Here is a 26,963-nt window from a genome sequence, read left to right as displayed (position 1 = left end):
GCTGATTCTTCCTACTTGTGGCCGATGGCCCTGGAGTTTTTCATGGTTGATCGTTCATCACCCGATGCTGCACCGCCCGGCGGGCCGCAGCGCCCGCCACTGAGTGCGGCGAGCCTGGTTCTGCGTCTGGGCGGCATTGCCGTGGTAGTCGCCGCAGTGGCCGGAGCATTCGCCTACGTTCACGGCAACTTTGACCCACAACGCCTGACGCCAAAAGCGTTGGTCGATGTGCTGGAGAAGAACAACGGCGTGCACCCCGGGTTTCGCCGTAACCACGCCAAAGGCGTGTGCGTGATCGGGCATTTCGAGAGCAGTGGTGAGGCACGGGCGTTTTCTACCGCGCAGGTGTTCAACGAGCCGCAGACCCCGGTAGTCGGGCGATTCGCCTTGCCAGCCGGCAATCCGTATGCACCGGACAGCAGCGTGCCGATTCGCAGTCTGGCGTTGCGATTCACCCAGGCCAACGGGCAGCAGTGGCGCACCGGGATGAACAGCATGCCGGTGTTCCCGGTCGGTACGCCTGAAGCGTTTTATCAATTGCAGCAGGCGCAGTCGCCAGATCCGGCCACCGGTAAACCGGATCCGAGCAAGGTGCCAGCGTTCTTCGCATCGCATCCGGAAGCCGTGCCGTTTCTGACGTGGGTGAAGACCGCCAAACCCTCGGCCAGTTACGCCACCGAAACCTACAACAGCGTCAACGCGTTTTATCTGGTCGACGCCAGCGGTAAAAAACAGGCCGTACGCTGGAGCATGACGCCGTTGGCGCGAGACGCTGCGGGCGCCACTGCGCCTGAGGGCGGCGATTTTCTCGAGAAGGATCTGGTGCAGCGGTTGGCGTCTGCGCCGTTGCGTTTTCAGTTGAACATCACCCTGGCCAATCCTGAGGACCCGGTGAACGATGCCAGCAAGACCTGGCCCGACGGCCGCAAAGTGTTGAACGCCGGCACACTGGTGCTGGAAAAAACCCAGCCACAACTGAGCGGCGAATGCCGTGATATCAACTACGACCCGCTGGTGCTGCCGGCCGGGATTCAAGGCTCCGACGACCCGTTGCTCGCGGCGCGTTCCGCCGGTTACGCCAATTCCTATCTGCGTCGCACCAGCGAAGTCAGCCAGTTGCCCGCTGCCAAACAGGAGGCTCGTCCATGAGCACTCAACCGACGCATTTCGCCCTGTTGGCGCGCCTGCTGCACTGGCTGATGGCAATCATGATCATCGCCATGCTGTTTATTGGTGCCGGCATGGTCACCTCGGTTTCCGAGCGGCATGAATGGTTGATCCATCTGCACAAACCGCTGGGCATTGCGATTCTGGCGCTGGTGATTGTCCGTTTGCTGGTGCGGTTCACCACGCGCCAACCGCCGCTGCCAGCGGATTTGCCAAGTTGGCAAGTGATGGCGGCGAAGGCTTCGCATCTGCTGCTGTACGCGTTGATGCTGGTGTTGCCGTTGCTGGGCTGGGCGATGATCAGTGCTTCGGGCGAACCGGTCATGCTCAGCACAACGTTGCAGTTGCCAGCCATTGTTCCGGCTGATGCGCAGTTGTTCGCGTTATTGCGCAAGGCGCACGGGTATCTGGCCTATCTGTTGTTTCTGACGGTGCTGCTGCACCTGGCGGCGGCGCTGTTTCATGGCTGGATCCGCCGCGACGAGGTGCTCGACAGTATGTTGCGCGGTCGCGACCGCGGTTAACTCGCTTGAGTGGCGCAGCGTGCCGGTGCGCCGCTTTTCAGGGTCAGCCACCAGTACGCGAGCGCCACGGCGTTGATGCCCGCGCCGAGCAGGCACACGCCGATCCATCCGGCCCACGCGTACATCGCGGTCGAGCCGATGGAGCCGAGCGCGCTGCCGATCGAGTAGAACAGCATGTAACCGGCGGTGAGACGGCTTTGCGCTTCGGGGCGCACGCTGTAGATCATGCTCTGGCTGGTGACGTGCACCGCTTGCAGACCCAGATCCAGAGTGATCACGCCGAGTAGCAATGCCCACAGCGAAGATTGGGTGAGGGCGATTGGTAGCCATGAAGCGAGCATCAGCAACAGCGAAAGACCGCTGACCCATTGTCCGAGGCCGCGATCAGCCAAGTGTCCGGCCCGTGCGGCGGCCAGCGCACCTGCGGCACCGGCCAGCCCGAACAGTCCGATTTCACTGTGTGACAAAGAAAGTGGCGGCGCGGCCAGCGGCAACACCATCGGCGTCCACAGCACCATTGCGCTGGCAAAGGTCAGCAGCGCGAGGATCGCGCGTTGACGCAGTACCGGTTCCTCTTTGAACAGACCGAATACCGAAGCAATCAGTGCGGTGTAGCCAGTCGCCGGTTGTGGGGCTTCATGCTTGGGCAGGACGCGAAACAGCAGCAGCGCCATCAACAATGTCAGCCCCGCTGACAGGAAATAAATCGCTCGCCACCCAGCCAGATCGGCCATGCCGCCGGCAACCGTGCGTGCCAGCAGAATTCCTACCACGATACCGCTGGTGACCACCCCGACCACGCGCCCGCGCTGGGCCGGGAGCGCCAGCGTGGCGGCGTAAGCCACCAGCACCTGCGTCACTACCGCGAGCAGCCCTGTCAAGGTCATGCCAAGCAGCAGCCACGCACTGTTGGGCGCCAGCGCGATCATCAACAATGCCGCTGCCGATAGCAGCGTTTGAGTGACGATCAATCGGCGCCGGTTGAGCAGATCACCGAGGGGCACCAGTAGTACCAGACCGATGCCGTAGCCGATTTGCGTCAGGGTGATGACGATGCCGATGGTCGCCGGCGACAGGGCAAACGCCTCGGCCATGGCGTCCAGCAATGGCTGTGCGTAATACACGTTGCCCACGGCCAGACCGCAGGCCACAGAGAAAAGCAAAACGGCGCTGCTTTTGAGAGGTTTCATATCCCGCATCCTTTTAGGTTTCAAAATAAAACCTTGATCACGGTATGGGTTCGGGTTTTATTTTGCAACCTGTTTGCGCGAGTGTGTGAACGGCAAAAAGCAAAAGATCGCAGACAAGCTGCGATCTTCTAAGGGACGGAGGAGGGGATCAGCGCAGGGTATCAACCATGTCAGCGATGGTGGTCAGCACATCTTTGCCCAACTGTTTTGAGCGCTTGCCCGACCAGCCGGTTGCTTTGTCGGGATGGTCGTCGTGATCCTTGAACGGCATTTCCAGGGTCAGCGACAAGCAGTCGTATTTCTGCCCTACGCTGTTGCACGCCAGGGTCATGTTGGCCTGGCCCGGTTCGTCGCGGGTGTAGCCGTGCTTGGTCTGGAAATCTTTGGTGGTGTGTTTAAGGTGGCTGCGAAAGTGCTCTTCGAGCTTCTCGATTCGTGGCGTGTAGCCCGGATTGCCTTCGCAACCGGCGGTGAACACATGGGGGATTTCTTCATCGCCGTGTACGTCGAGGAACAGGTCGACGCCATACTTTTCCATCTGTTGTTGTACGAAAAGTACTTCGGGGCTGACGTCCTGACTGGCGTTCTGCCAAGCGCGGTTCAAGTCCTGGCCCATCGCATTGGTGCGCAGGTGACCGTGGAAGGCACCGTCCGGATTCATGTTCGGCACCAGGTACAGATCGGCACTCGCCAGCAGCTTGTTCAGCACCGGATCGTCATGTCTTTCCAGGCGTTCGATCACGCCTTCCATGAACCATTCGGCCATGTGTTCGCCCGGATGCTGCTGAGCAATGATCCAGACTTTGCGCTGGCCTTCGGCACCGGTGCCTTTGCGCAGCAGCTGAATGTCGCGACCTTCGACGCTCTTGCCGGTTGCCAGCAATTCGGTGCCGGCCTTGCTCAGAGCCTGATCGATCAACCAGTCGTGACGGCCACGGCTATAGGGTTCGAAGTAGGCGAACCATGCATGGGTTTGCTCGGCTTCGAGGCAAAAGCGCAGGCTGTCACCTTCAAAACTGGTTGGAATGCGGAACCAGTTGACGTGGTCGTAGGACGCGACTGCCTGATAGCCGGTCCAGGCTTTGTTATAGGAAGACTGGCTGGCGTTGACCAGGCGAAACCAGTGTTCCTGATGAACATGCAGGCCGCTGGCCTTGAAGTGGAACCACTGAAAGTGAGCGCTGCGGGTGTCCGGGCGAATGGCCAGAACCGGATTGAGCGGGTTGCTGATGTCGATGACTTGGATATTGCCGCTGTCGAAGTTGGCGCTGATGTCGAACGAAGATTTGGCCACGGTCATAATCGATTCCTGAATATGATTTTTATGGCCGTTACTTTACACGCAGGCAGGGCTGAAACCGAGGGGAATTGCGGGGTGTGGCGGGGGGCGTCCTCCATGACGCGCAAGCAGCTTAGAGACTGTGCGATTGATTCTCAAGTGCTAATTGTCATTAGTTTGCCCCAATCTGGCCGGGCCTCGCTTGCCAAGCGATATTCTTTTGATATTATCCGCGCCATCGAATTTGCAGCACTTAAAGACTTCATTAGCCTGAAGCCATAAGCCCGAAAAACGGGCAAAAAAAGACCCGGCAAAAAGCCGGGTCAAAAACCGTGATTAGCCTGATGAGGAGATAGTCCAGAAGACCGACCTAAGGTCTCTGGTCCATCGACTGATCTCGCGACCAGCTGCATGCAATAATAATCATTATCATTTGCAAGTCAAATGTTTTTATCTGCGCGATTGGAAAATTCTTTCCCGTCCGCCCGCACTCGCGTCCCTCTCAGGCTTCATCGCCATCGAGCGAATGGTCGACCATCGCCCGCGCCATATCCACCATGTGCACCACTGAAAATGCCAGATCGCGACTCGCGCCTTGCAGGCTTTCGGCTGCCTTGAACGCAGTGGCTGCCGCACAGCGCAGCAGGTCCGAGGCGTGTACCAGGGCTTCTTCGCCACTGAGATGGCGCCTGACATCGAAAAAACGCTCGTCGACCTCTGGTTCTGAAACAGCTGGTTTCAAGTAATAGTCCAGCGCTCGCTGCGCTGCCGCATTGCCCTGAGGGGAGGTGAAGCTGGTGTCCATTTGCAGGTCGGGCAAGTCTTTGCTGCTGATATTCATGATGAAGAAGCACTCCTTGGTCGATTGTAAATCCGTGCTTTCAGAATAGTACTCTGTGTAGTTGTGACCAGAATTTAAATACTACAATATGTGTTTTGTTGGCCGAAGGCGTCGACGTAAGGTGCTGCACATGGATAAATGGATTGAGTTGGTCAAGGCCAAGATGAGTGAACTCAAAATCACTCAAACAGAGCTCGGAGAGCGCGTCGGCATGTCCCAGGGCGGGATAGGCCATTGGCTGAACAAGCGTCGCGAACCCGGCATCACGGAAATGAACCGCGTGCTGCAGGCGCTGGGCATGGATTTCCTCGAAGTGGTGCTGGTGATCCGTGAACCGCAACCAATGGCGGACGACGAGATGCCGCTGGCGCAGAAGTACAACCCGTACTTCCGTTACCCGGTCAGCGATTGGCAGACGACCTGCGAGGTGCGCGAGAACGATCCGGCGTCTTACACCAAGGCATCCGGCAAGCAGCGCTTCGAACTGACGGATTACCATGCGCGTGGCCCGGCGTTCTGGCTGACGGTGACGGGGGATTCAATGACCGCCCCCAGTGGCCAGAGCATCGCCGAAGGCATGCTGATTCTGGTCGACCCGGCGGCCGAAGCGGTGCCCGGCAAACTGGTGATCGCCCAGTGGCCCGACAGCCCTGAAGCGATCTTCCGCAAACTCGACGAAGAGGGCGGCCAGCGTTACCTGGTGCCGCTCAATCCGACCTGGCCGAAAGCCCTGCTGACCGATGAGTGTCGAATCATCGGTGTTGTGGTGCAGGCAACGGCGCGTTACTAGTCAGATCGATCCGCGCCCGGCGTAGGATCGATCCTCCCCATCACACTGCTTCCAGTTCAACCAAAGCGCTGCCTTCGCCGACCATTTCGCCTTCCTGGCAATACAGCGCTTTGATCACCCCCGCATGCGGCGCGCGGATGCTGTGCTCCATCTTCATTGCTTCCAGCACCACCAGTTGCGCACCGGCCTCGACCGATTGCCCGGCCTCGACCAGCACACGGACAATGCTGCCGTTCATGGGCGCAGTCAGGCCACCCTGATGACTGTGACTGGCTTCGACGGCGCTGATCGGGTCATGCGTCTCGATGCGCCGCAACTCACCTTCCCATTGCAGATAAAGCGCATCACCTTGGCGGATAGCCCGCAACGTACGACGTACGCCATCGTGCTCGACGATGAGGGCTTCGCCGGACAGTCTGGCGTGATCATCGGCATTCAGCGTCAGTGCTCGATCCTGTCCCTCGCAACTCAAATGCAGGGTGATTTCCCGAGGCAATCCCGCACGCAAACCGCTGTTGAGTGACCATGGCGAAGCCGGGTCATCCTGGCGCGCCAACTGCGGCAGGCTCTGCGCCACCGCCTGAGCCGCCGCGTTCCAGAACGCATCGCTCAACGCGCCCGGCGCAGGCAGCAATTGCTCCTGATAACGCGGAATAAATCCGGTATCCAACTCCGCCGCCGCGAACGCCGGATGGGCGATGATCCGCCGCAAAAAGTTTATGTTGGTTTTCAAACCGCCAATCGCAAACTCGTCGAGCATGCTCAACAACCGCAACCGAGCCTGTTCGCGATCTTCGCCCCAGGCAATCAGCTTGCCGAGCATCGGGTCGTAGAACGGCGAAATTTCATCGCCTTCTTCGACCCCGCTATCGACCCGGCGCCCAGGCCCTCCAGCCGATTCGCGATACAACGCCAAACGCCCGGTCGCCGGCAGGAAGTCATTTGCAGGGTCTTCGGCGTACAAGCGCACTTCAATCGCATGACCGTTTAACGGCACCTGCGCCTGGGTGATCGGCAGCGCTTCACCACGGGCTACGCGGATCTGCCACGCGACCAGGTCCAGACCGGTGATGGCCTCGGTCACTGGATGCTCCACTTGCAGGCGCGTATTCATCTCCATAAAGAAGAACTCACCGCGCGCATCCAGCAAAAATTCCACAGTACCGGCGCCGACATAACCGATTGCCTGCGCCGAGCGCACAGCCGCCTCGCCCATCGCCCGACGCAGTTCCGGGGACAAGCCCGGTGCCGGCGCTTCTTCGACGACTTTCTGATGGCGTCGTTGAATCGAGCAGTCACGCTCGTTGAGGTACAGGCAGTTGCCATGTTGATCGGCGAACACCTGGATTTCCACGTGACGCGGTTTGAGCAGGTATTTCTCCACCAGCATCCGCGAATCGCCGAACGACGACTGCGCTTCACGCTGAGCGGAGGCGAGGGCTTCGGCCAACTGGCTGACGTCCTCGACCACTTTCATGCCTTTGCCACCACCGCCGGCCGTGGCTTTGAGCAGCACTGGATAACCGATGCGTTCGCAGGCATCACGGAAGGTGTCGAGGTCCTGTGCTTCGCCGTGATAACCCGGCACCAGTGGCACACCGGCGGTTTCCATCAGCGCTTTGGCGGCGGACTTGCTGCCCATCGCATCGATGGCCGAGGCGGGCGGGCCGAGGAAAATCAGCCCGGCCGCTTCGATGGCACGAGCGAAGCCGGCGTTTTCCGAGAGAAAACCGTAACCCGGATGAATCGCCTGCGCGCCGCTGGCCTTGGCCGCTGCGATCAGTTTGTCGATTTGCAGATAACTGTCGGCGGCTTTGCTGCCGCCCAGGTCGACGCGAATATCCGCTTCCCGGCTGTGCCGCGCCTCGCGGTCGGTGGCGCTGTGCACGGCGACCGTGGTCAGGCCCAGCGCTTTGGCGGTGCGCATCACGCGGCAGGCGATTTCGCCACGGTTGGCCACCAGCAGGGTGGTGAGAACGGGTGCGCTCATCAATGCGGCTCCTTGGTGGTGGTTGCGGCTTGCCAGCTCGGTGGACGTTTTTGCAGAAAGGCGCGCAAGCCTTCCTGACCTTCCGGGCTGACGCGGATACGGGCGATGGCATTTTCGGTGTAGCGGCGCAGCGCCGGGGTCAGTGAGCCGTTGCCGACTTCACGCAGCAGGTCCTTGCTGGCGCGCATGGCGGCGGGGCTGTTGAGCAGCAAGTTGTTGATCCAGTGCTCGACTTGCTGATCAAGTTCAGCGGCCGGATAGCTCTCGGACAACAAACCGATTTCGCGCGCACGCTGCCCGCCGAAACGCTCGGCGGTCAGGGCATATCGACGTGCAGCGCGTTCGCCGATGGCCTGCACCACAAACGGGCTTATTACCGCCGGCGCCAGACCAATGCGTACTTCCGACAGGCAGAATTGCGCGTCATCGGCGCCAATCGCCATGTCACAGCAACTGATCAACCCCAGCGCGCCCCCGAATGCCGCGCCTTGTACCACAGCCACGGTGGGGATCTTCAGCTTGGCGAGGTTGTACATCAACTCTGCCAGTTCACGGGCGTCGTCGAGGTTGGTGTGGTAATCGAGTTCGGCCGATTGCTGCATCCACGCCAGATCAGCGCCGGCACTGAAGTGCTTGCCACGGCCACGCACCAGCAGGAAACGCAGGCTGGCGTCGCTGGCGACTTTGTCCAGCGCGAGGATCAGCTCGCGGATCATCTCGGCGTTGAAGGCGTTGTTCTTTTCCGCGCGGTTGAGCCACAGCGTGGCGAAACCCCGTGGGTCGCTCTGCAGTTCGAGGGTGTTGAAATCACTCATGAGATTCTCCCGATCACATCCGGAACACGCCGAAGCGGCTCGGTTCGATTGGCGCGTTCAGCGACGCGGACAGGGCCAGGGCCAGCACATCGCGGGTCTGCGCCGGGTCGATGACGCCGTCGTCCCATAGCCGTGCGCTGGAATAGTAGGGGTGACCCTGCTCTTCATACTGGTCGAGGATCGGTTGCTTGATCTCGGCTTCCTGCTCGGCACTGAAACCCTGTCCACTGCGTTCAGCCTGTTCGCGTTTGACCTGCACCAACACGCCCGCCGCCTGCTCGGCGCCCATCACGCCGATCCGCGCGTTCGGCCACATCCACAGGAAACGCGGATCGTAAGCGCGCCCGCACATGCCGTAGTTACCGGCGCCGAAGCTGCCGCCGATGATTACGGTGAATTTCGGCACTTTCGCGCAAGCCACGGCCGTGACCAGTTTCGCGCCATGTTTGGCGATGCCGCCGGCCTCGTATTTCTGGCCGACCATGAAGCCGGTGATGTTCTGCAAAAACAGCAGCGGAATGCCGCGCTGGCAGGCCAGTTCGATGAAGTGCGCGCCTTTCTGCGCGGCTTCGGCGAAGAGGATGCCGTTGTTCGCCAGAATCGCGATCGGGTAGCCGTGCAGATGCGCAAAGCCACACACCAGCGTGGTGCCGAACAAAGCCTTGAATTCATCGAACACCGAACCGTCGACCAGTCGCGCAATCACTTCGCGCACGTCGAACGGCTGCTTGGCATCAGCCGAAACCACGCCGTACAACTCATCGCTGGCGTACAGCGGTGCAATCGGCGCGCGTTGCTGCACTTCGCCGAGTTTGCGCCAGTTAAGGTTGGCGACGCTGCGGCGGGCGAGGGCGAGGGCGTGTTCGTCGCTCTCGGCGTAATGGTCGGCGACCCCGGAAATCTTGCAGTGCACATCGGCGCCGCCCAGATCTTCGGCGCTGACCACTTCACCGGTCGCGGCTTTCACCAATGGCGGGCCGGCGAGAAAAATGGTGGCCTGATTGCGCACCATGATCGCTTCGTCGGCCATCGCCGGCACATAAGCGCCGCCAGCGGTGCAGGAGCCCATGACCACGGCGATCTGCGGGATGCCCATCGCGCTCATGTTGGCCTGGTTGAAGAAGATCCGCCCGAAGTGCTCGCGGTCCGGAAACACTTCGTCCTGACGCGGCAGGTTGGCGCCGCCGGAATCCACCAGATAAATGCACGGCAAGCGATTCTGTTGAGCGATGGTCTGTGCGCGAAGATGTTTTTTCACGGTCAGCGGGTAGTACGAACCGCCCTTCACCGTCGCATCATTGGCGACGATCATGCACTCGACGCCTTCGACCCGACCGATCCCGGCAATCACGCCAGCGGCGGGCACGTCTTCGCCATACACGGCGTGGGCGGCCAATTGGCTGATTTCCAGAAACGGTGAGCCCGGATCGAGCAAACGGTTGATGCGTTCGCGCGGCAGCAGTTTGCCGCGCGAGGTGTGGCGTTCCTGGGCTTTCGCGCCGCCACCCTGCGCCACTTGGGCGAGCAGGGTGTGCAGGGCGTCGACCTGTTTGAGCATCGCCGCGCTGTTGGCGGCGAACTCCGCTGAGCGGGGATTGAGCTGAGTGTGCAGGGTAGCCATGGCCAGCTCCGTTTAGCGGGTTTCGTTGAACAGTTCGCGACCGATCAGCATGCGACGGATCTCACTGGTGCCAGCGCCGATTTCGTACAGCTTGGCGTCACGCAGCAGACGACCGGCCGGGAACTCATTGATGTAACCGTTACCGCCGAGAATCTGGATCGCGTCGAGGGCCATTTGCGTGGCGCGCTCAGCGGTGTAGAGGATCACCCCGGCGGCGTCTTTGCGGGTGGTTTCGCCACGCTCGCAAGCCTGTGCCACCGCATACAAGTAGGCGCGGCTGGCGTTGAGCTGGGTGTACATGTCAGCGACTTTGCCCTGGATCAGCTGGAATTCGCCGATGCTCTGGCCGAACTGTTTGCGGTCGTGGATGTACGGCACGATCAGGTCCATGCACGACTGCATGATCCCGGTCGGGCCGCCGGACAACACGACGCGCTCGTAATCGAGGCCGCTCATCAACACTTTTACGCCGCCGTTGAGCACGCCGAGGATGTTTTCTTCCGGCACTTCGACGTCATCGAAGAACAGCTCGCAGGTGTTGGAACCGCGCATGCCGAGCTTGTCGAACTTGTTGCTGCGGCTGAAGCCTTTCCAGTCGCGCTCGACAATGAATGCGGTAATGCCGTGCGGGCCTTTCTCCAGATCGGTCTTGGCGTAGATCACGTAGGTGTTGGCGTCGGGGCCGTTGGTGATCCAGGTTTTGCTGCCGTTGAGGACGAAACGGTCACCGCGTTTGTCGGCGCGCAGTTTCATCGAGACCACGTCGGAGCCGGCGTTTGGCTCGCTCATCGCCAGTGCGCCGACGTGCTCGCCGCTGATCAGCTTCGGCAGGTATTTGGATTTCTGTTCGTGGTTGCCGTTGCGGTTGATCTGGTTGACGCAGAGGTTGGAATGCGCGCCGTAGGACAGCGCCACCGAGGCCGAACCGCGACTGATTTCTTCCATCGCCACCACGTGCGCCAGGTAACCCAGGCCTGCGCCGCCGTACTCCTCCGGCACGGTGATGCCGAGCAGGCCCATGTCGCCGAATTTGCGCCACATGTCGGCGGGGAACAGGTTGTCGCTGTCGATCTGCGCAGCGCGCGGAGCAATTTCCTTGGCGACAAAGGACTGAACCTGATCGCGCAGCATGTCGATGGTTTCACCGAGGGCGAAGTTCAGGGATGGATAGCTCATGGGTCACCTTTTGGCTTTTTTGTAGGGTGGGGAGGGCGGTCACTCGGCTCTCACCTTTACGTTAACGTAAGCCTGCGATGAAGGGCTGTCAATCACCCTTTACGTTAACGTCAACTTGAGCGACAGTAGGGGTAGTTCAAGATTGAAAGCTGATTAGATTTTGTAGGAGTGAGCCTGCTCGCGATCGCGTCGTGTCAGTCGACGTAAGTGTTGACTAATGGATCGAGATCGCGAGCAGGCTCACTCCTACAAGTGACCGTCGGCAACCCGTAAATAAAGACAATAGGGGTCGTCATGGATCAACCCAGTGCAAACCCGCCGCGCAGCTACACCCGTGGTTCACAGGACAAAGCCTTGCTGGCGATGACCATCGGGCAGAAGTTCGATCAGACTGTCGCGCAATACCCCGACGGTGAAGCGCTGGTGGTCCGCCATCAGCAGTTGCGTTATTCCTGGCGACAACTGGCCGAAGCGGTGGACCTGCACGCCAGGGCGCTGCTCGCTTTGGGTTTGCAGGCCGGCGACCGCCTCGGTATCTGGGCGCCGAACTGCGCGCAGTGGTGCATCACGCAAGTCGCCACCGCAAAAATCGGCGTGATCCTGGTCAACATCAACCCGGCCTACCGCAGTTCCGAACTGGAATACGTGCTCAAACAATCCGGCTGCCAATGGCTGGTCTGCGCCGGGGCGTTCAAGTCCTCCAACTACCACGGCATGCTGCAAGGCCTGATGCCGGAACTGGCCGAGCAACCCATCGGCCAACTGCGCAGCGAACGCCTCCCCGAACTGCGCGGCGTGATCAGCCTCGATGCGCAGCCACCCTCAGGTTTCCTGCCGTGGTCGGAGCTGGCAGATCTCGCCGCCAGCCTCTCCCCCGAACAACTACACGAACGCAGCAACAGCCTGCACTTTGATCAGCCGGTGAACATCCAGTACACCTCCGGCACCACCGGGTTCCCCAAGGGCGCGACCCTCAGCCACTACAACATCCTCAATAACGGTTACATGGTTGGCGAAAGCATCGGCCTGACCCCGCGCGATCGCCTGGTGATCCCGGTGCCTCTGTATCACTGCTTCGGCATGGTCATGGGCAACCTCGGCTGCATCACCCACGGCAGCACGATGATTTACCCCAACGATGCCTTCGATCCTTTACTGACCCTGCAAACCGTCGCCGAAGAGAAAGCCACCGGTCTTTACGGCGTACCGACCATGTTCATCGCCATGCTCGACCAGCCGCAACGCAGCGAATTCGATCTGTCGAGCCTGCGCACCGGGATCATGGCCGGCGCGACGTGCCCGATCGAAGTGATGCGCCGGGTGATCAGCGAAATGCACATGAGTGAAGTGCAAATTGCTTACGGCATGACCGAAACCAGTCCGGTGTCACTGCAGACCGGGCCGAACGATGAGCTGGAATTGCGCGTGACCACCGTCGGCCGCACCCAGCCACAGCTGGAAAGCAAGATCATCGACGAGGCCGGCAACCTCGTGCCACGCGGCACCATTGGCGAACTGTGCACCCGTGGTTACAGTGTGATGCTCGGTTACTGGAACAATCCGCAAGCCACCGCCGAAGCCATCGATGACGCGGGCTGGATGCACACCGGCGACCTGGCGAGCATGAACGAGGAGGGTTACGTCAACATCGCCGGGCGTAACAAGGACATGATCATTCGTGGCGGCGAGAATATTTACCCGCGTGAGCTCGAGGAGTTTTTCTTCACCCATCCGGCGGTGGCGGATGTGCAGGTGATCGGCATTCCGTGCTCGCGTTACGGTGAGGAGATTGTCGCCTGGATCAAACTCCACCCCGGCCACTGCGCCACGGAGCTGGAGCTGCAAACCTGGTGCAAGGAACGCATCGCGCACTTCAAGACGCCACGACACTTCAAGTTCGTTGAAGAGTTTCCGATGACGGTGACGGGCAAGGTCCAGAAATTCAGGATGCGTGAGATCAGTATCGAAGAACTGAAAACAATCGAGCGTTAACCACCACCCCTGTGGGAGCTGGCTTGCCAGCGATTGCGGTGGATCATTCAACATTGATGCTGGCTGACCTGACGCCATCGCTGGCAAGCCAGCTCCCACAGGGATTTGCGGTGAAAACACAAATCACAGAAAGCACAAAGGGGAGCCGAAGCTCCCCTTTAATTTTGTCGTCGCGTGCTCTTTTTTATTATTGAGGGTCGGTCTGTTGTTGTTTTTGGCAACCGTGGCCCTTTACCGCTGTTTTTGGCGACCCCCATCCGGGGTCAAGAGCAAACGTATTTTTTTGAGCGCTGATCTGCTTTCTCGCTAAGCGATCCAACCGATTCGGGAGCTACCTGAAGGTAGTTTTATTGTTCTCTGCCCGGTTGCGGGTCACTCCTGAGAGCACCCTGAAAAGCACACCTTCTCCAAAAAAATCTGTTAGCTGCGTCTCTGCCGTGTTGTTTTTGTTATGTCAGAGTCGGTACGTCTTATTTTTATTGGTTTGCTGCTTTTTATTCTTGTTATGCCATAGAGATAGCAGAAGCCGTGCCAACTTTTAAAAAACCTTATAAATCAAATATTTGGAAATTTCGGCAGATTTTCGCTCCAGCGAAACCAGACAATTTGTTTCCGTGTTACTCGCTTAAACCCACATTCCGGACACAGCGGTAACACCTTCCCCCCTTACTGCGCGCTACGAGCCTTGGCCACGCGTGAACCGCTCGGGCGACCGAGCACCGCGCTGATCTGCTGACCCGCGGCAATCAAGGCGTCCAGGTCGATACCGGTCTCGATACCCAGGCCGTTGAGCAGGTACACCACGTCTTCGGTGGCAACGTTACCGCTCGCGCCTTTGGCGTACGGGCAGCCGCCGAGGCCCGCGATAGAGCTGTCGAACACCGAAATCCCTTCAAGCAGGCTGGCATAGATGTTGGCCATGGCCTGACCGTAGGTGTCGTGAAAATGCCCGGCGAGTTTTTCCCGTGGCACTTGAGCCGACACCACTTCAAACAAGCGGCGCGTCGCGCCCGCAGTGCCAGTGCCAATGGTGTCGCCCAGCGAAACTTCGTAGCAGCCCATCGCATACAACTCGCGCGCGACCATCGCCACTTGCTCCGGCGCGACCGTGCCTTCGTACGGGCAACCGAGCACACACGACACGTAACCGCGCACGGTAACGCCGTGCTGCTGCGCGGCTTCCATGATCGGCGCAAAGCGCGCCAGGCTTTCGCTGATCGAGCAGTTGATGTTGCGTTGCGAGAACGCTTCGGAGGCGGCGGCGAACACCGCGACTTCCTTGACCCCGGCAGCGATGGCGTCTTCAAATCCGCGCAAGTTCGGCGCCAGTGCGCCGTAGGTTACGCCGGGCTTGCGCTGAATCTGCGCGAACACTTCGGCGGAACCGGCCATTTGTGGCACCCATTTCGGAGAGACGAAACTGCCGACTTCTATATAGCCGAGGCCAGCGGCGCTCAAAGCATCGACCAGTTGCACCTTGTCAGCGACGCTGATCGGTTGGGCTTCGTTCTGCAAGCCATCGCGCGGGCCGACTTCGATCAGGCGTACTTGGGAGGGGAGGGACATGGGCTGACCTGCTCTTTTGAATTTGTGGAGAACCCCTATAGGAGTGAGCCTGCTCGCGATCGCGGAGTGCCAGATGAAAATTGCGTGACTGATACACCGCTATCGCGAGCAGGCTCACTCCTACAGGGGGATTTATGTTGTTAGTCAGATCGCCTGCTGGCTCTTCAGCGTCTGCTCCAACGCCTGGACGCAGCGCTCTTCAGCGGTATCGAGTTCCAGTTTCATCTGTTCGATATCCAGCAACTGCTGTTCCAACTGCTCGCGACGCTCAGTGATTTTCGCCAGCATGCTGTTGAGCTGTTTGGTGTTACCGCTGGACGGGTCGTAGAGTTCGATCAATTCGCGGCATTCGGCCAGCGAAAAACCGATGCGCTTGCCGCGCAGGATCAGCTTCAGGCTGACCTTGTCGCGCGGCGAATAGATGCGTTCCTGGCCACGGCGCTCAGGGCTGAGCAGGCCTTGTTCTTCATAAAAGCGGATCGCCCGGGTGGTGATGTCCAGCTCGCGGGCGAGGTCGGAGATGCTGTAAGTCTGGCTGCTCATGGAAGCGCTCGGAAAAAGGTCTTGGCGCTAAGCTAATGGCAGGTTGACGTTTACGTCAAGCAAGAAAAAGATCGCAGCCTTCGGCAGCTCCTACAGGGGTGATAGATTCCAAATGTAGAAGCTGCCGAAGGCTGCGATCTTTTGATCTTTCCTTACACCACCTGCTTATCCAGCTTCTTCTCCTGCGCCGTCACCTGCTGGCACAACTCGATCATCTGCTCGCGCATCCAGCGATTCGCCGGATCCTGGTCAGTGCTTTCATGCCAATACAGATGCGTCTCCACCGGCGGCACATCATTCACCGGCAGATTAAACGCCTGCAGTTCATGGCGACGGGCAAAGCGCTCCGGCACGGTCATGACCATGTCGGTCTGCTGCATCACTTGCGATGCCATCAAATAGTGCTGCGAACGCAGGGCGATCTTGCGTTGAATGCCCATTTTGCCCAGCGCCAGATCGACATAACCCAAACCACTGCGGCGGCTGGAAATGTGGATATGGGTCAGCGACAGGTAATCATCCAGCGAGAGCTTTTCCTTGCCCGCCATCGGATGCCCTTTGCGCATCGCGCAGACGTAGCGGTCTTCCATCAGCTTGACGTGGCGCACCTGCGGGTCGGTGTTGAGCGGCGCATCCACGGCGAAATCCAGACGCCCGGCGGCCAGCTCTTTGGTGGTCTCGCGGCGTTTGGACAGAAAACTTTCGATGATCACCGTCGGCGCCAGGCGGCGCAGGCGCTGAAACAGCGGCGGCAAAATCACCGCCTCGGTGAGGTCGGTCATGCTGATGCGGTAAGTCTTGACCGCTTGTGCCGGGTTGAAAATGCGGCTTTCCTGTACCGACACACGCAGCAACGACAGCGCGTTACGCACCGGGCCGATGATGTTCTGTGCCATCGGTGTCGGCACCATGCCCTGAGCCGTGCGCACGAACAGCGGATCGTTGAAGGTCTCGCGCAACCGCGCCAATGCGTTGGACACCGCCGGCTGAGTGATGCCGACAATCTGCCCGGCGCGGGTCAGGTTGGCTTCGGTGTAAATCGCGTCGAAGACGATGAAAAGGTTGAGGTCGACCTTGCTCAGATTCATAACGCGGCTTCTCTTGTTTTTAAGGGCTGACGATCACTGGATCATATATCGGTGATGAATGTTTATACACGCCGAGAATAGGCTAGGTAAATTATCAGCGCTGTTCTAGCATCGATTGCATGACTTGAACAACCTCTGCCCAAGAAGGTAATTGATCATGGATTTCGCTTATTCGCCCAAGGTGCAAGAACTGCGTGAGCGCGTGACCGCGTTCATGGACACTTACGTTTATCCGGCTGAGGCGGTGTTCGAACGCCAGGTTGCCGAAGGCGATCGCTGGCAGCCGACCGCGATCATGGAAGAGCTCAAAGCCAAGGCCAAAGCCGAAGGTTTGTGGAATCTGTTCCTGCCGGAGTCGGAACTCGGTGCCGGTCTGAGCAACCTCGAATACGCGCCACTGGCAGAAATCATGGGCCGCTCGCTGTTAGGCCCGGAGCCGTTCAACTGCTCGGCGCCGGACACCGGCAACATGGAAGTGCTGGTGCGTTACGCCAACGAAGAACAGAAACAGCGCTGGCTCGAACCGTTGCTGCGCGGCGAAATCCGCTCGGCATTCGCCATGACCGAACCTGACGTAGCCTCGTCCGACGCCACCAACATGGCCGCCCGCGCCGTGCGTGATGGTGACGAGTGGGTGATCAACGGTAAAAAATGGTGGACCTCCGGCGCCTGTGATCCACGCTGCAAAATCCTGATTTTCATGGGCCTGAGCAATCCAGATGCGCCGCGCCACGCCCAGCACTCGATGATCCTCGTGCCAGTCGATACTCCCGGGGTAAAAATCGTTCGTCCGCTGCCGGTGTTTGGTTACGACGACGCTCCGCACGGCCACGCCGAAGTGCTGTTCGACAACGTGCGCGTGCCGTACGAAAACGTCCTGCTCGGCGAAGGGCGCGGCTTCGAAATCGCTCAAGGTCGTCTTGGCCCAGGCCGGATTCACCACTGCATGCGCTCGATCGGCATGGCCGAACGTGCACTGGAATTGATGTGCAAACGTGCGGTGAGCCGCACTGCCTTCGGTAAACCACTGGCACGTCTGGGCGGTAACGTCGACAAGATCGCCGACTCGCGGATGGAAATCGACATGGCACGTCTGCTGACGTTGAAAGCGGCGTACATGATGGACACCGTCGGTAACAAAGTGGCGAAGAGCGAAATCGCGCAGATCAAGGTTGTTGCGCCGAACGTCGCGCTGCGCGTGATCGACCGGGCGATCCAGATGCATGGTGGGGCAGGGGTCTCGAACGATTTCCCGCTGGCCTACATGTACGCCATGCAACGTACTTTGCGCCTGGCCGACGGCCCGGACGAAGTGCACCGCGCGGCGATTGGCAAGTTCGAGATCGGCAAATATGTGCCGAAGGAGATGCTGCGAAGCGAGCGCTGATCCAGCACCGCGTTGATCGTTCCCACGCTCTGCGTGGGAATGCATCCCGTGACGCTCTGCGTCACAGTGGACGCGGAGCGTCCATGGCGGCGTTACCACGCAGAGCGTGGGAACGATCGGGTATGGCGTCAGCAGGTGCAACACATCAACATCAGACTCAATACACCCAAACCTCAACCCGCCGATTCTTGATCCTGCCCTCATCCGCATTGTTCGCCGCCACCGGCATCAACGCGCCAAAGCCACGAACCTCACGCAACACCACGCCGTTTTTCACTAACTCCCGCCGCACCGCCATCGCCCGCAGCTTCGACAGCAGATCCGCCCGCGCCGGGTCGTCCTTGGCATCACCAAACCCGACCAATGTCACCGCGCGCTCGGTCTTGTCATGGCGCTTTATATAGTCGAACACCCGTGCCAGATCCTGCCGCGCCTTGTTATCCAGACTCGCGCTGCCTTCTTCAAACCGGAAATTCACCGTCAGACGCTGGGCGTGACGGCTGAGGGATTGATAACCCTCGGGCATCAGCGCATTCGGCGCGACGCTCATGGCATGCACGGTCTGACTGATGAAACCGTTGGCGGCGACAATTGCCTGGCCCTGACGACTTTGCGCAAATGTCACCAATGCCTTTGCCCACGGATTCTTGCTGTCGGGCGGCAGATAGAAGAACAAGCGCCGCGACAGTGGATAGTCTTCGGTGGCGATCAGGCTGTTCAGCGGCAACATCGATTGCGACGCGCCATCGGCAATGGCCACGGCTTTGGCCTGGCGCACGTAGGGTAAACCGATGAAGCCGATGCCTTGCGGATCCGCGCTGACTGCGTCGGACAATTGCTCGCTGGACTCAAACCTTTTCGCGTTGCTGCTCAGACTTTTCCCACGCCGGCTGAGGACCAATTCCTTAAACGTGTCGTAGGTGCCGGACTGATCATCGCGCGCATATAAATGAATGGCGCCGCCACGTCCGCCGAGGTCTTCCCAGGTTTTCACCTCACCACTGAAGATCCGCGCCAGTTGCTCTGTGTCGAGTTGATGCAGTGGATTGTCGGGATGAAGGATGATCGCCAGGCCATCGATGGCGATGACTTGCTCGGCGGCCGGGCTTTTCAGATCGCCAAGCGTTTGCAGGCTGAGCAGCTCACTGTCCTTGATCTCGCGAGAGGACGCCGCCAGGTCGGCGCTGGCATTTTTCAACGCGGTGAAACCGGTGCTGGAACCGTGGGCGGCGACTTCAACGACCACGCGTTTGCCTTCGTGGGTCTGGCCGACGATGCGCAATTCATTAGCGGTGTCCGGGGTTTCGCGGTGGATCTTCAGCAAACCCTGTTCCTGCAGCAGGCCTTCGACCAGTGCCGGGCCGAGTTCGGCGCCGATGGTGTTGGAGCCTTGAATGCGCAGCGCCGGGCCGTTTTCAGGAAGGGGCAGGGCGGCGGCAGAAACCGTCAGCCACGCACTCAAGAGAAACACGCACAGAACACGCAGGGTCATGCCGGCACCGAATCAAGCCAAGGGGATTGCCGGGGAGATTAAGTCAGACGCATGACCGAAAGATGACACCGATTCAATGTAGGAGTGAGCCTGCTCGCGATAGCGGTGTACCGGTCAACATTTATGTCGTCTGATTCACCGCTATCGCGAGCAGGCTCACTCCTACAGGTATTGCGTAGGGCTGGGGATCAGCTGAGCTCAAGCCAGATCGGCGCATGATCGGACGGCTTTTCCATTCCGCGCAATTCATAGTCAACACCGGCGGCCTTCACCCTTGGCAACAAACCATGCGACGCCAGAATCACGTCAATGCGCAGGCCACGCTTCGGCTCATCTTCAAAACCACGGCTGCGGTAATCGAACCAGCTGAACATGTCGGTCACGTCCGGGTTCAGGTGACGATAACTGTCGGTCAAACCCCAATTCTTCAGACGCGCCATCCACTCGCGTTCTTCCGGCAGGAAGCTGCATTTGCCGGTTTTCAGCCAGCGCTTCATGTTGTCCGGGCCGATGCCGATGTCGCAGTCTTCCGGGGAAATGTTCACATCGCCCATCACCACCAGCGGCTGCTCGTTGTGGAACTGGCTTTCCAGTAGCGTTTGCAGATCGCTGTAGAAACGCTGCTTGGCCGGGAATTTGGTCGGGTGGTCGCGGCTTTCGCCCTGTGGAAAATAGCCGTTCATGATCGTCACTGGCACGCCATTGGCGTCGGCGAAGGTGCCCCAGATAAAGCGGCGCTGGGCGTCTTCTTCGTCGGTGGCGAAACCTTTGTGGATGGCGATCGGTTCCTGACGCGAGAGCATCGCCACGCCGTAATGGCCTTTCTGGCCATGGAAGTACACGTGGTAGCCGAGGGCGCGGACTTCTTCGAGCGGGAACTGGTCGTCGTGGACTTTGGTTTCCTGCAGGCCGATGACGTCCGGCTGATGTTTTTCGATCAGCGCTGCCAGCTGATGCGGACGGGCGCGCAGTCCGTTGATGTTGAAGGAAACGATCTTCATGGTCGGCAGTCCTGGCAAAAGGGCGATGCTAGCTGACATGGGGGAGATGGGCCAGTGTGGGAGAAATCATTTTGGCCTGTGGGACATGTGTTGCCTCGGAGGGCCCCATCGCTGGCAAGCCAGCTCCCACAATGTCCGCGTCGTTCATAACATTCATGTACACCAGAGAAACCTGTGGGAGCTGGCTTGCCAGCGATGGGGCCAACCCGGTCGATGAAGATCCCGAGTTGGTCTATACCTGTGGGGAACTGTGTCACTGCCAAAAGGTTCGTACCAACAAGAGCGCCGCCATTTGAACGCGCCCGGGGAGAATCACCGTCATGCCTGAAACCCAGACCGCCATCGCCGACATTCATATGCTCGACCGCGGCTACTCGCGCGAAGCCCGCTCGCTGCTTTATCAGGCCTATCGCCACGAACCGACCTTCGGCTACCTGTTCGAAGCTGAGCGCCCCGGCTACGAACAGCGCGTGCGGGCAACGGTGCGCGAACTGGTCAAACAACACTTTCTGCAGGATCTGCCGGCCATCGGCCTGCTGGTCAACGACCGCCTGATCGGCATCGCCCTGATCGCGCCACCGCAACGCCGTTTGGGCATCACCGAAAGCTGGGCGTGGCGCCTGCGCATGGTGCTCAGCACCGGTTTCCGCTGCACCCGCCGCTACCTTGAATACCACGATGCCGTTGCCGCCTGCGTGCCCAGCGATTCCGTGCACATGCTGCCGCTGCTGGGGATTCACCCGCAGTTCCAGGGCAAACATTTCGGCGAGCAATTGCTGACGGCGGTACACAACTGGTGCGCGGTCGACGAAACCTCGCAAGGTGTGGTGCTCGACACCGGCAACCCGCGTTATCTGGAATTCTATAAAAGGCAGGGTTACGAGGAGATCGGCGAGGTTGCCGTCGGACCGGTGCGCGAACACGTATTTTTCCACGCCAACCCGCAGGTGTTACAAACTGCAACAGCATAACAATCGAACTTCTGGGGAAATTTCCTGTTCTATCACGCTCCCAAGCCCGTGATAGCATCCGCGCCTATGAAGTTTCCAGGAAGATTTACCAGTGGCGTGCTCATGCTGTTAACCAGCTGCGCGGCGCTGGCGCAAAGTGAATTGGATGTGCGGATCAAACCGTCCAACGATGAACTCAAGGCCAATATAGAAGGCTATATCGGCAGTCTCGGCGACCGTGACGAAGAAGCCCTGCAGCGCTTCAGTCGCGGTGCCGAAGAGCAGGCGCGCAAGGCGGCCCAGGCGTTGGGCTACTACCAGCCGCAGATTGAAAGTGACGTCAAGGGCGGCGACAAGCCGCGCTTGGTGTTGAACATCGATCCCGGCGAGCCTATTCACCTGCGCAACGTCACCATTCGTGTCGACGGCCCGGCTGCCTCCCTCAAATCCTTTCGTGTACCGAAAAGCGACGCGCTCAAGTCCGGTGCGGTGCTCAACCATGGGCGTTACGAAGACGCCAAAAGACTTATTCAGAATCAGGCTTCACGCTTCGGTTTCTTCAGTGGCCATTTCACCAGTCAAAAACTCATGGTCGACCCGCGCGCCGGGGTGGCCGACATCGAACTGATCTACGACAGCGGCCCGCGTTATGCGCTGGGCAAAGTCAAATTCGAAGGTGACACGCCGTTCGACGAAGACCTGCTGCAACGCATGGTGCCGTTCAAGGAAGGCGAACCGTACGACTCCGAGCTGATCGCCGAGCTGAACCGCGATCTGCAATCGAGCGGCTATTTCGAAGGCGTGCGCGTCGATGCCGCACCGACCACGGCGAAAAATGACGTGATCCCGGTGGAGGTCAAACTCGACACGCGCAAGCCACGGACCATGGGCCTGGGCCTCGGTTACTCGACCGACGTCGGCCCGCGCATCAAAGCCAACTGGACACGCCACTGGGTCAACCCGCAAGGCGACAGTTATGGTTGGGAAGCCGAACTCTCGGCGCCACGGCAAAACGTCGGCTTGTTCTACGACATCCCGCTCGACCCGCCACTGACCGACAAACTGCGCTGGGCCGGTGGCTATCAATTCGAAGACATCGACGGCTCCGATACGCTGAGCAAGCTGCTGACCTTTGGCCCGGAATGGCACAGCAAATTGCCGAGCGGCTGGCAGCGGGTGATCTCGCTGAAATGGCAGCGCGAAGAATATGAACTCGGCGACGATTCGGGCCTGAGTACCTTGCTGATGCCCGGCATCAGCTACTCGTACCTGAAAAGCGACAACCGTATCGACCCGCACAACGGCTATCGCCTGAGCTTCGAGAGCAAAGTGGCGAAGGAAGGCCTCGGCTCGGACAACAACCTTTTATATGGCACCGCGCTGGTCAAAGGCCTGACCACGGTATTCGACAAACACCGCTTCCTTGGTCGTGTGCAGGTCGGCGGCAGCGCCACTAACGGCTACAACTCGGTGCCGCCGTCGCTGCGCTTCTTCGCCGGTGGCGATCAGAGCGTGCGCGGTTACGATTACCAGAGTCTGTCGCCGAAAAACTCCGACGGTGACCGGATCGGCGGGCGTTACATGGTCGCCGGCAGCGTCGAGTATCAATACTCGATCGCCGAGAAATGGCGCGTCGCGACTTTCGTCGATCAGGGCAACTCTTTCAACAAACTCGAACTGCCGAACCTCAAGACCGGCGTCGGTATTGGTGTGCGCTGGGTCTCGCCGGTGGGGCCGATCCGCCTCGACCTGGCCCACGCACTCGACGACGATGGCGGCATCCGGCTGCACTTTTCCATGGGGCCTGAGCTGTGAAGCGTGGTTTGAAAATTACGGCGCTGGCGTTGTTGGCGCTGGTGTTGTTGATTGTGTTGAGTGTCACCGCCGTACTCGGCACGGCGGCCGGCAGCCGCTGGGTGCTGGGCCTCGTACCGGGTCTGACAGTGGAGAATTTCCAGGGACGCCTCGGCGGACAATGGAGTGCCGATCATCTGCTGTGGCAGCAGGACAGCAGCCGCGTCGAACTGAACAAGGCAATCTTCGCCTGGTCGCCGCTGTGCCTGACGCGCATGACCCTGTGCATCGAACAGCTCAAGGCAGATCAGGTCATTTTGCAATTCCCGCCGAGCGAAGAAACCTCCGAGAGCGGCCCGATCAAACTACCGGATCTGCAATTGCCGGTGGCCATCGAACTGGGCGACGTGCAGGTCGGCAACCTGTTGTTCAACGGCAGCGAACAGCTCAAGGGCTTGCAACTGGTGGCGCACTGGACCGCTCAGGGCATGCAGATCGACAGCGTGAAATTGCAGCGCGACGACCTCAGCCTGAACCTGTCCGGCACACTCGCGCCGACCGGCAACTGGCCGCTGAACATCGCCGGTGACCTGACGTTGCCATCTCCCGGCACGGGACCGTGGACATTGGCGTTGAAAGTCGACGGCGACCTGTTGAAAACCCTCAACCTGCACGCCGACAGCCGTGGTTACCTCGACGGCCAGTTGAGCGGCGAACTGCAACCGCTGGCGGAAAACCTCCCGGCGAAACTGCGTATCACCTCCGAGGCGTTCAAACCGAGTGCTGATTTACCGGACACGCTGCAACTCAATCAATTGCTGTTGACCGGCGAAGGCGACCTGAAAAACGGCTACCAGCTCAACGGCAACGCCACGCTGCCCGCCGACAAAGGCCCGGTGGCGCTGTTGCTCAAAGGCAGAGTCGACGCCAGCGGCGCGCAGATTGCCGGCCTCGACCTGACGGCCAACGATAAACAAAGCCTCAAGCTCACCGGCAGTGTCGACTGGAGCAAAGGCCTCAGCGCGCAAGCCAATATCAACTGGCAGGATTTTCCGTGGCACAGGCTCTATAACGAAATCGACGAGCCACAAGTCGCCTTGCGTACGTTCACTGGTGAGGTCTCCTACACCGACGGCCAATATCTCGGTAACTTCGCCGCCGCACTGGATGGCCCGGCGGGCGCGTTTACGTTGAGCAGTCCGTTCAGCGGCAGCCTTAAACAGATCGCTTTGCCGCAATTGAAAATGCAAGCCGGGCAGGGCAAGGCTGAAGGGCACGTCAATGTGCAGTTCGCCGACGGTATCGCCTGGGACACGGCGCTGGATCTGTCGGCGCTTAATCCGGCGTACTGGGTCGCCGAGTTGCCGGGCACTTTGGCCGGGCCACTGAAAAGCCAAGGCGAAATGAAGAATGAACGGCTGAGCCTCACCGCCGATCTCGACTTGAAAGGCAAGCTGCGCGGTCAACCGGCGATCCTCCAGGCCAAGGCCGACGGCGCTGGCGAGCAGTGGAATCTCAACGCCCTGCAAATCCGCCTCGGCGATAACAGCATCAGCGGCAAGGGCAGTCTGCAACAGAAGCTCACCGGGCAGATCGACATTAAGCTGTCGCGCTTGGCCCAGCTCTGGCCGCAACTGCGCGGGCAGGTCAACGGCCAGGTCAATGTGGCCGGCACGCTGAAGGCGCCGCAGGGCAAACTTGGCCTGCAAGGTTCGCAACTGGCGTTCCAGGACAATCGCCTGCAAAGCCTCAATCTCGACGCCACCCTCGACAGCGCGCAACGGGCGAAAATCGATCTGAAAGGCAGCGGGATTCAGGCAGGTGACACCAACCTGGGCGTGTTGACCGCCAGCGCCCAAGGCGACATCAAGAACCAGAAACTCAACCTCGACCTGATCGGGCCGAAACTGAAACTGGCCCTTGGTCTGGATGGCAATCTGGACAAGGGCAACTGGCGCGGGCGTTTAGCCAGCGGCGACATTCAGGCCGGTGGCCAGGACTGGAAACTGCAAAGCCCGGCCAAGCTAGAACGTCTGGCTGACGGCAAAATCAATTTCGGCGCGCATTGCTGGATGTCCGGCAATGCCAGCCTGTGCGGTGAAGATCAGCGGCTGATGCCAGAGCCGAAATTGCGCTATCACCTCAAGCAATTCCCGATCGAAAGCCTCGCGCAATGGCTGCCGAAAGACTTTGCCTGGAAGGGCAAGCTGAACGCCGACCTGCAACTGGATCTGCCGGCCAGCGGCCCCAACGGCGTGGTCAGCATTGACGCCAGCGGCGGCACCTTGCGCATGAAGGAAAAGGACCAGTGGCTGGATTTCCCGTATCAGACCCTGAAACTCACCAGCAAACTCACGCCCAAGCGCGTCGACACCGAACTCAATTTCGTCGGCGGCAAACTCGGCGAGTTGCTGGTGCAGGCGCAGCTCAATCCACTGCCGAAAAACAAACCGCTGAGCGGCTCGTTCCGCCTCAGCGGGCTGGATCTGTCGGTGGCGCGGCCGTTTGTGCCGATGGTCGAGAAACTCACCGGCCGCCTGAATGGCAGCGGCACGATTTCCGGTGGATTGCTTGCACCGCTGGTCAACGGCACCGTGCAACTCAGCGACGGCGAAGTGTCCGGCGCCGAGTTGCCGATGGAGCTGCAAAATCTGCAACTCACCGCCCTGATTGCCGGCGAATCGGTACGCCTCGACGGCGGCTGGAAAAGCGGCAAGAGCGGGCAGGGCAGTCTGAACGGCAATGTGGCCTGGGGGCAGGCGCTGGTGGTCGATCTGGCGTTGAAGGGCACGCAATTGCCGGTCACCGTCGAGCCGTACGCCAAGCTGGAGGTCGCGCCGGACCTGAAGATTTCCATGGCTGGCGACGAACTGAAGATCGCTGGCAAAGTGCAGGTGCCCAAAGGCGAAATCACCGTGCGCGAATTGCCGCCATCCACGGTGAAAGTCTCCGATGACACGATCATCGTCGGCGCGCAGACCGAAGAGGGCAAACCACCGCTGGCGATGAAAATGGACATCGACGTGGTGGTCGGCGAAGACAAACTGGCCTTCGCCGGTTTCGGCCTGACCGCCAACGTGCAAGGTCATGTGCACATCGGCGACAACATGGACACCCGTGGCGAGCTGTGGCTCAACGACGGCCGCTACAGTGCCTACGGCCAGCGCCTGCAAGTGCGCCGTGCGCGTCTGTTGTTCGCCGGCCCCCTCGATCAGCCGTATCTGGACATCGAAGCGATCCGCCAGACCGACGACGTGATCGCCGGTATTCGCCTGAGCGGCAGCGCCGAGCAGCCGACCACACAGATCTTCTCCGAGCCGGCGATGAGCCAGGAGCAGGCGCTTTCCTATCTGGTCCTCGGCCGACCGCTGAGCACCAACGGCGAAGACAACAACATGCTCGCGCAAGCGGCGTTGGGTCTGGGCTTGATGGGCAGTTCCGGGGTCACCAGCAGCCTCGCCAAGGATCTGGGGATTCAGGACTTCCAGCTCGACACGGCGGGCAGCGGCGATGCCACCAGTGTTGTGGCCAGCGGCAATATTACCGAGAAGCTCAGTTTGCGTTATGGCGTGGGCGTGTTTGAACCGGCCAGCACCATCGCGCTGCGCTACAAGCTGAGCAAGAAGGTTTATGTCGAAGCGGCCAGTGGCGTGGCCAGTTCGCTGGATATCTTCTACAAACGCGATTTCTAACGCGCGTTTCCCATGGCCGGGTCGCGTCGCTGCGATCCGGCTTTTGCAGAATGAATTAGACTCAG

Annotated in this window: 21 protein-coding genes; 9 read left to right on the top strand and 12 right to left on the bottom strand. The window is 59.9% G+C overall.

The window, feature by feature from the left end; all coding sequences use genetic code 11:
* The first annotated feature begins 42 nt into the window (after window positions 1-42).
* Together ACM6JQ_RS11710 and ACM6JQ_RS11705 are read left to right on the top strand one after the other, a co-directional pair.
* Window positions 43-1,149, top strand: a complete 1,107-nt coding sequence (locus ACM6JQ_RS11710) for a catalase family peroxidase (protein WP_007917260.1) — start codon at window positions 43-45, stop codon at window positions 1,147-1,149.
* A complete protein-coding gene (locus ACM6JQ_RS11705; protein WP_123376225.1) occupies window positions 1,146-1,691 on the top strand; it encodes a cytochrome b in 546 nt (181 codons plus the stop codon). Before ACM6JQ_RS11710 ends, ACM6JQ_RS11705 begins: the two co-directional genes overlap by 4 nt.
* Here the strand turns inward: ACM6JQ_RS11705 and ACM6JQ_RS11700 are convergent.
* Window positions 1,688-2,881, bottom strand: coding sequence for an MFS transporter (locus ACM6JQ_RS11700; protein ID WP_414893846.1), 1,194 nt, complete (start codon window positions 2,879-2,881; stop codon window positions 1,688-1,690). The genes ACM6JQ_RS11705 and ACM6JQ_RS11700 overlap by 4 nt on opposite strands.
* A gap of 148 nt (window positions 2,882-3,029) precedes the next feature.
* Window positions 3,030-4,181, bottom strand: a complete 1,152-nt coding sequence (locus tag ACM6JQ_RS11695; RefSeq protein WP_095113712.1) for a M14-type cytosolic carboxypeptidase — start codon at window positions 4,179-4,181, stop codon at window positions 3,030-3,032.
* Window positions 4,182-4,277: 96 nt separating this feature from the next.
* Between ACM6JQ_RS11695 and ACM6JQ_RS11690 the strand changes: the two genes are divergently transcribed.
* Window positions 4,278-4,442 carry a hypothetical protein gene (locus ACM6JQ_RS11690; RefSeq protein ID WP_157279732.1) on the top strand — a complete coding sequence of 55 codons (165 nt, stop codon included), beginning with the start codon at window positions 4,278-4,280 and terminating at the stop codon, window positions 4,440-4,442.
* Window positions 4,443-4,662: 220 nt separating this feature from the next.
* Here the strand turns inward: ACM6JQ_RS11690 and ACM6JQ_RS11685 are convergent, their stop codons facing one another.
* Entirely contained in the window at window positions 4,663-5,001 is a 339-nt protein-coding gene (locus tag ACM6JQ_RS11685) for a DUF6124 family protein (RefSeq protein WP_007917252.1), read from the bottom strand.
* Between the two features lie 130 nt (window positions 5,002-5,131).
* Here ACM6JQ_RS11685 and ACM6JQ_RS11680 point away from each other — a divergent pair, with 130 nt between their 5' ends.
* Entirely contained in the window at window positions 5,132-5,791 is a 660-nt protein-coding gene (locus ACM6JQ_RS11680) for a LexA family protein (protein ID WP_007917250.1), read from the top strand.
* 40 nt (window positions 5,792-5,831) lie between these two features.
* On the opposite strand, the gene ACM6JQ_RS11675 is transcribed toward ACM6JQ_RS11680, so the two are convergent.
* The 4 genes from ACM6JQ_RS11675 to ACM6JQ_RS11660 are packed head-to-tail and all read right to left on the bottom strand — an operon-like array spanning window position 5,832 to window position 11,393.
* Window positions 5,832-7,781 carry an acetyl/propionyl/methylcrotonyl-CoA carboxylase subunit alpha gene (locus ACM6JQ_RS11675; RefSeq protein WP_414893844.1) on the bottom strand — a complete coding sequence of 650 codons (1,950 nt, stop codon included), beginning with the start codon at window positions 7,779-7,781 and terminating at the stop codon, window positions 5,832-5,834.
* Complete coding sequence (locus ACM6JQ_RS11670; protein WP_095113709.1) at window positions 7,781-8,596, bottom strand: gamma-carboxygeranoyl-CoA hydratase; 816 nt, start codon at window positions 8,594-8,596, stop codon at window positions 7,781-7,783. The genes ACM6JQ_RS11675 and ACM6JQ_RS11670 overlap by 1 nt, the downstream gene beginning before the upstream one ends.
* A 13-nt stretch (window positions 8,597-8,609) precedes the next feature.
* Window positions 8,610-10,217 carry a carboxyl transferase domain-containing protein gene (locus ACM6JQ_RS11665; protein ID WP_095113708.1) on the bottom strand — a complete coding sequence of 536 codons (1,608 nt, stop codon included), beginning with the start codon at window positions 10,215-10,217 and terminating at the stop codon, window positions 8,610-8,612.
* 12 nt (window positions 10,218-10,229) lie between these two features.
* Entirely contained in the window at window positions 10,230-11,393 is a 1,164-nt protein-coding gene (locus ACM6JQ_RS11660; protein WP_007917237.1) for an isovaleryl-CoA dehydrogenase, read from the bottom strand.
* A 294-nt stretch (window positions 11,394-11,687) separates the two neighbouring features.
* Between ACM6JQ_RS11660 and ACM6JQ_RS11655 the strand changes: the two genes are divergently transcribed.
* Complete coding sequence (locus ACM6JQ_RS11655) at window positions 11,688-13,385, top strand: AMP-binding protein (protein WP_414893843.1); 1,698 nt, start codon at window positions 11,688-11,690, stop codon at window positions 13,383-13,385.
* Window positions 13,386-14,051: 666 nt separating this feature from the next.
* Here ACM6JQ_RS11655 and ACM6JQ_RS11650 read toward each other — a convergent pair.
* The 3 genes from ACM6JQ_RS11650 to ACM6JQ_RS11640 all read right to left on the bottom strand — a co-directional run bounded on the left by ACM6JQ_RS11650 (window position 14,052) and on the right by ACM6JQ_RS11640 (window position 16,582).
* Window positions 14,052-14,951, bottom strand: coding sequence for a hydroxymethylglutaryl-CoA lyase (locus ACM6JQ_RS11650; protein ID WP_123376218.1), 900 nt, complete (start codon window positions 14,949-14,951; stop codon window positions 14,052-14,054).
* A gap of 144 nt (window positions 14,952-15,095) precedes the next feature.
* A complete protein-coding gene (locus ACM6JQ_RS11645) occupies window positions 15,096-15,494 on the bottom strand; it encodes a MerR family transcriptional regulator (protein WP_007917234.1) in 399 nt (132 codons plus the stop codon).
* Window positions 15,495-15,646: 152 nt separating this feature from the next.
* Complete coding sequence (locus ACM6JQ_RS11640) at window positions 15,647-16,582, bottom strand: LysR family transcriptional regulator (protein WP_007917233.1); 936 nt, start codon at window positions 16,580-16,582, stop codon at window positions 15,647-15,649.
* 157 nt (window positions 16,583-16,739) lie between these two features.
* On the opposite strand from ACM6JQ_RS11640, the gene ACM6JQ_RS11635 reads away from it, so the two are divergent.
* On the top strand, window positions 16,740-17,969 hold the full coding sequence (locus ACM6JQ_RS11635; protein ID WP_007917231.1) for an acyl-CoA dehydrogenase: 1,230 nt from the start codon (window positions 16,740-16,742) through the stop codon (window positions 17,967-17,969).
* A 157-nt stretch (window positions 17,970-18,126) separates the two neighbouring features.
* Here the strand turns inward: ACM6JQ_RS11635 and ACM6JQ_RS11630 are convergent, their stop codons facing one another.
* Together ACM6JQ_RS11630 and xthA are read right to left on the bottom strand one after the other, a co-directional pair.
* Window positions 18,127-19,461: a substrate-binding domain-containing protein gene (locus ACM6JQ_RS11630; protein WP_007917229.1), complete on the bottom strand. Its 1,335-nt coding sequence runs from the start codon at window positions 19,459-19,461 to the stop codon at window positions 18,127-18,129.
* Between the two features lie 188 nt (window positions 19,462-19,649).
* Window positions 19,650-20,462, bottom strand: a complete 813-nt coding sequence (gene xthA, locus ACM6JQ_RS11625) for an exodeoxyribonuclease III (protein ID WP_007917227.1) — start codon at window positions 20,460-20,462, stop codon at window positions 19,650-19,652.
* A gap of 320 nt (window positions 20,463-20,782) precedes the next feature.
* Between xthA and ACM6JQ_RS11620 the strand changes: the two genes are divergently transcribed.
* From ACM6JQ_RS11620 to ACM6JQ_RS11610, 3 genes are all read left to right on the top strand, one after another.
* Window positions 20,783-21,433, top strand: coding sequence for a GNAT family N-acetyltransferase (locus tag ACM6JQ_RS11620; RefSeq protein ID WP_007912451.1), 651 nt, complete (start codon window positions 20,783-20,785; stop codon window positions 21,431-21,433).
* A gap of 66 nt (window positions 21,434-21,499) precedes the next feature.
* Window positions 21,500-23,227, top strand: a complete 1,728-nt coding sequence (locus tag ACM6JQ_RS11615) for an autotransporter assembly complex protein TamA (RefSeq protein WP_095113704.1) — start codon at window positions 21,500-21,502, stop codon at window positions 23,225-23,227.
* Window positions 23,224-26,898: a translocation/assembly module TamB domain-containing protein gene (locus ACM6JQ_RS11610; protein WP_414893842.1), complete on the top strand. Its 3,675-nt coding sequence runs from the start codon at window positions 23,224-23,226 to the stop codon at window positions 26,896-26,898. Before ACM6JQ_RS11615 ends, ACM6JQ_RS11610 begins: the two co-directional genes overlap by 4 nt.
* The last annotated feature ends 65 nt before the right edge of the window (window positions 26,899-26,963 follow it).

The sequence above is a fragment of the Pseudomonas sp. IT-232MI5 genome (genome assembly GCF_949767845.1).
GTDB lineage: Bacteria > Pseudomonadota > Gammaproteobacteria > Pseudomonadales > Pseudomonadaceae > Aquipseudomonas.
This window is presented reverse-complemented; position numbering and strand designations above follow the sequence as displayed.

Coding starts and splice junctions, on each gene's coding strand:
- ACM6JQ_RS11710 (WP_007917260.1), top strand. CDS start 43: ATGGTTGATCGTTCATCACCCGATGCTGCACCGCCCGGCGGGCCGCAG.
- ACM6JQ_RS11705 (WP_123376225.1), top strand. CDS start 1,146: ATGAGCACTCAACCGACGCATTTCGCCCTGTTGGCGCGCCTGCTGCAC.
- ACM6JQ_RS11700 (WP_414893846.1), bottom strand. CDS start 2,881: ATGAAACCTCTCAAAAGCAGCGCCGTTTTGCTTTTCTCTGTGGCCTGC.
- ACM6JQ_RS11695 (WP_095113712.1), bottom strand. CDS start 4,181: ATGACCGTGGCCAAATCTTCGTTCGACATCAGCGCCAACTTCGACAGC.
- ACM6JQ_RS11690 (WP_157279732.1), top strand. CDS start 4,278: ATGACGCGCAAGCAGCTTAGAGACTGTGCGATTGATTCTCAAGTGCTA.
- ACM6JQ_RS11685 (WP_007917252.1), bottom strand. CDS start 5,001: ATGAATATCAGCAGCAAAGACTTGCCCGACCTGCAAATGGACACCAGC.
- ACM6JQ_RS11680 (WP_007917250.1), top strand. CDS start 5,132: ATGGATAAATGGATTGAGTTGGTCAAGGCCAAGATGAGTGAACTCAAA.
- ACM6JQ_RS11675 (WP_414893844.1), bottom strand. CDS start 7,781: ATGAGCGCACCCGTTCTCACCACCCTGCTGGTGGCCAACCGTGGCGAA.
- ACM6JQ_RS11670 (WP_095113709.1), bottom strand. CDS start 8,596: ATGAGTGATTTCAACACCCTCGAACTGCAGAGCGACCCACGGGGTTTC.
- ACM6JQ_RS11665 (WP_095113708.1), bottom strand. CDS start 10,217: ATGGCTACCCTGCACACTCAGCTCAATCCCCGCTCAGCGGAGTTCGCC.
- ACM6JQ_RS11660 (WP_007917237.1), bottom strand. CDS start 11,393: ATGAGCTATCCATCCCTGAACTTCGCCCTCGGTGAAACCATCGACATG.
- ACM6JQ_RS11655 (WP_414893843.1), top strand. CDS start 11,688: ATGGATCAACCCAGTGCAAACCCGCCGCGCAGCTACACCCGTGGTTCA.
- ACM6JQ_RS11650 (WP_123376218.1), bottom strand. CDS start 14,951: ATGTCCCTCCCCTCCCAAGTACGCCTGATCGAAGTCGGCCCGCGCGAT.
- ACM6JQ_RS11645 (WP_007917234.1), bottom strand. CDS start 15,494: ATGAGCAGCCAGACTTACAGCATCTCCGACCTCGCCCGCGAGCTGGAC.
- ACM6JQ_RS11640 (WP_007917233.1), bottom strand. CDS start 16,582: ATGAATCTGAGCAAGGTCGACCTCAACCTTTTCATCGTCTTCGACGCG.
- ACM6JQ_RS11635 (WP_007917231.1), top strand. CDS start 16,740: ATGGATTTCGCTTATTCGCCCAAGGTGCAAGAACTGCGTGAGCGCGTG.
- ACM6JQ_RS11630 (WP_007917229.1), bottom strand. CDS start 19,461: ATGACCCTGCGTGTTCTGTGCGTGTTTCTCTTGAGTGCGTGGCTGACG.
- xthA (WP_007917227.1), bottom strand. CDS start 20,462: ATGAAGATCGTTTCCTTCAACATCAACGGACTGCGCGCCCGTCCGCAT.
- ACM6JQ_RS11620 (WP_007912451.1), top strand. CDS start 20,783: ATGCCTGAAACCCAGACCGCCATCGCCGACATTCATATGCTCGACCGC.
- ACM6JQ_RS11615 (WP_095113704.1), top strand. CDS start 21,500: ATGAAGTTTCCAGGAAGATTTACCAGTGGCGTGCTCATGCTGTTAACC.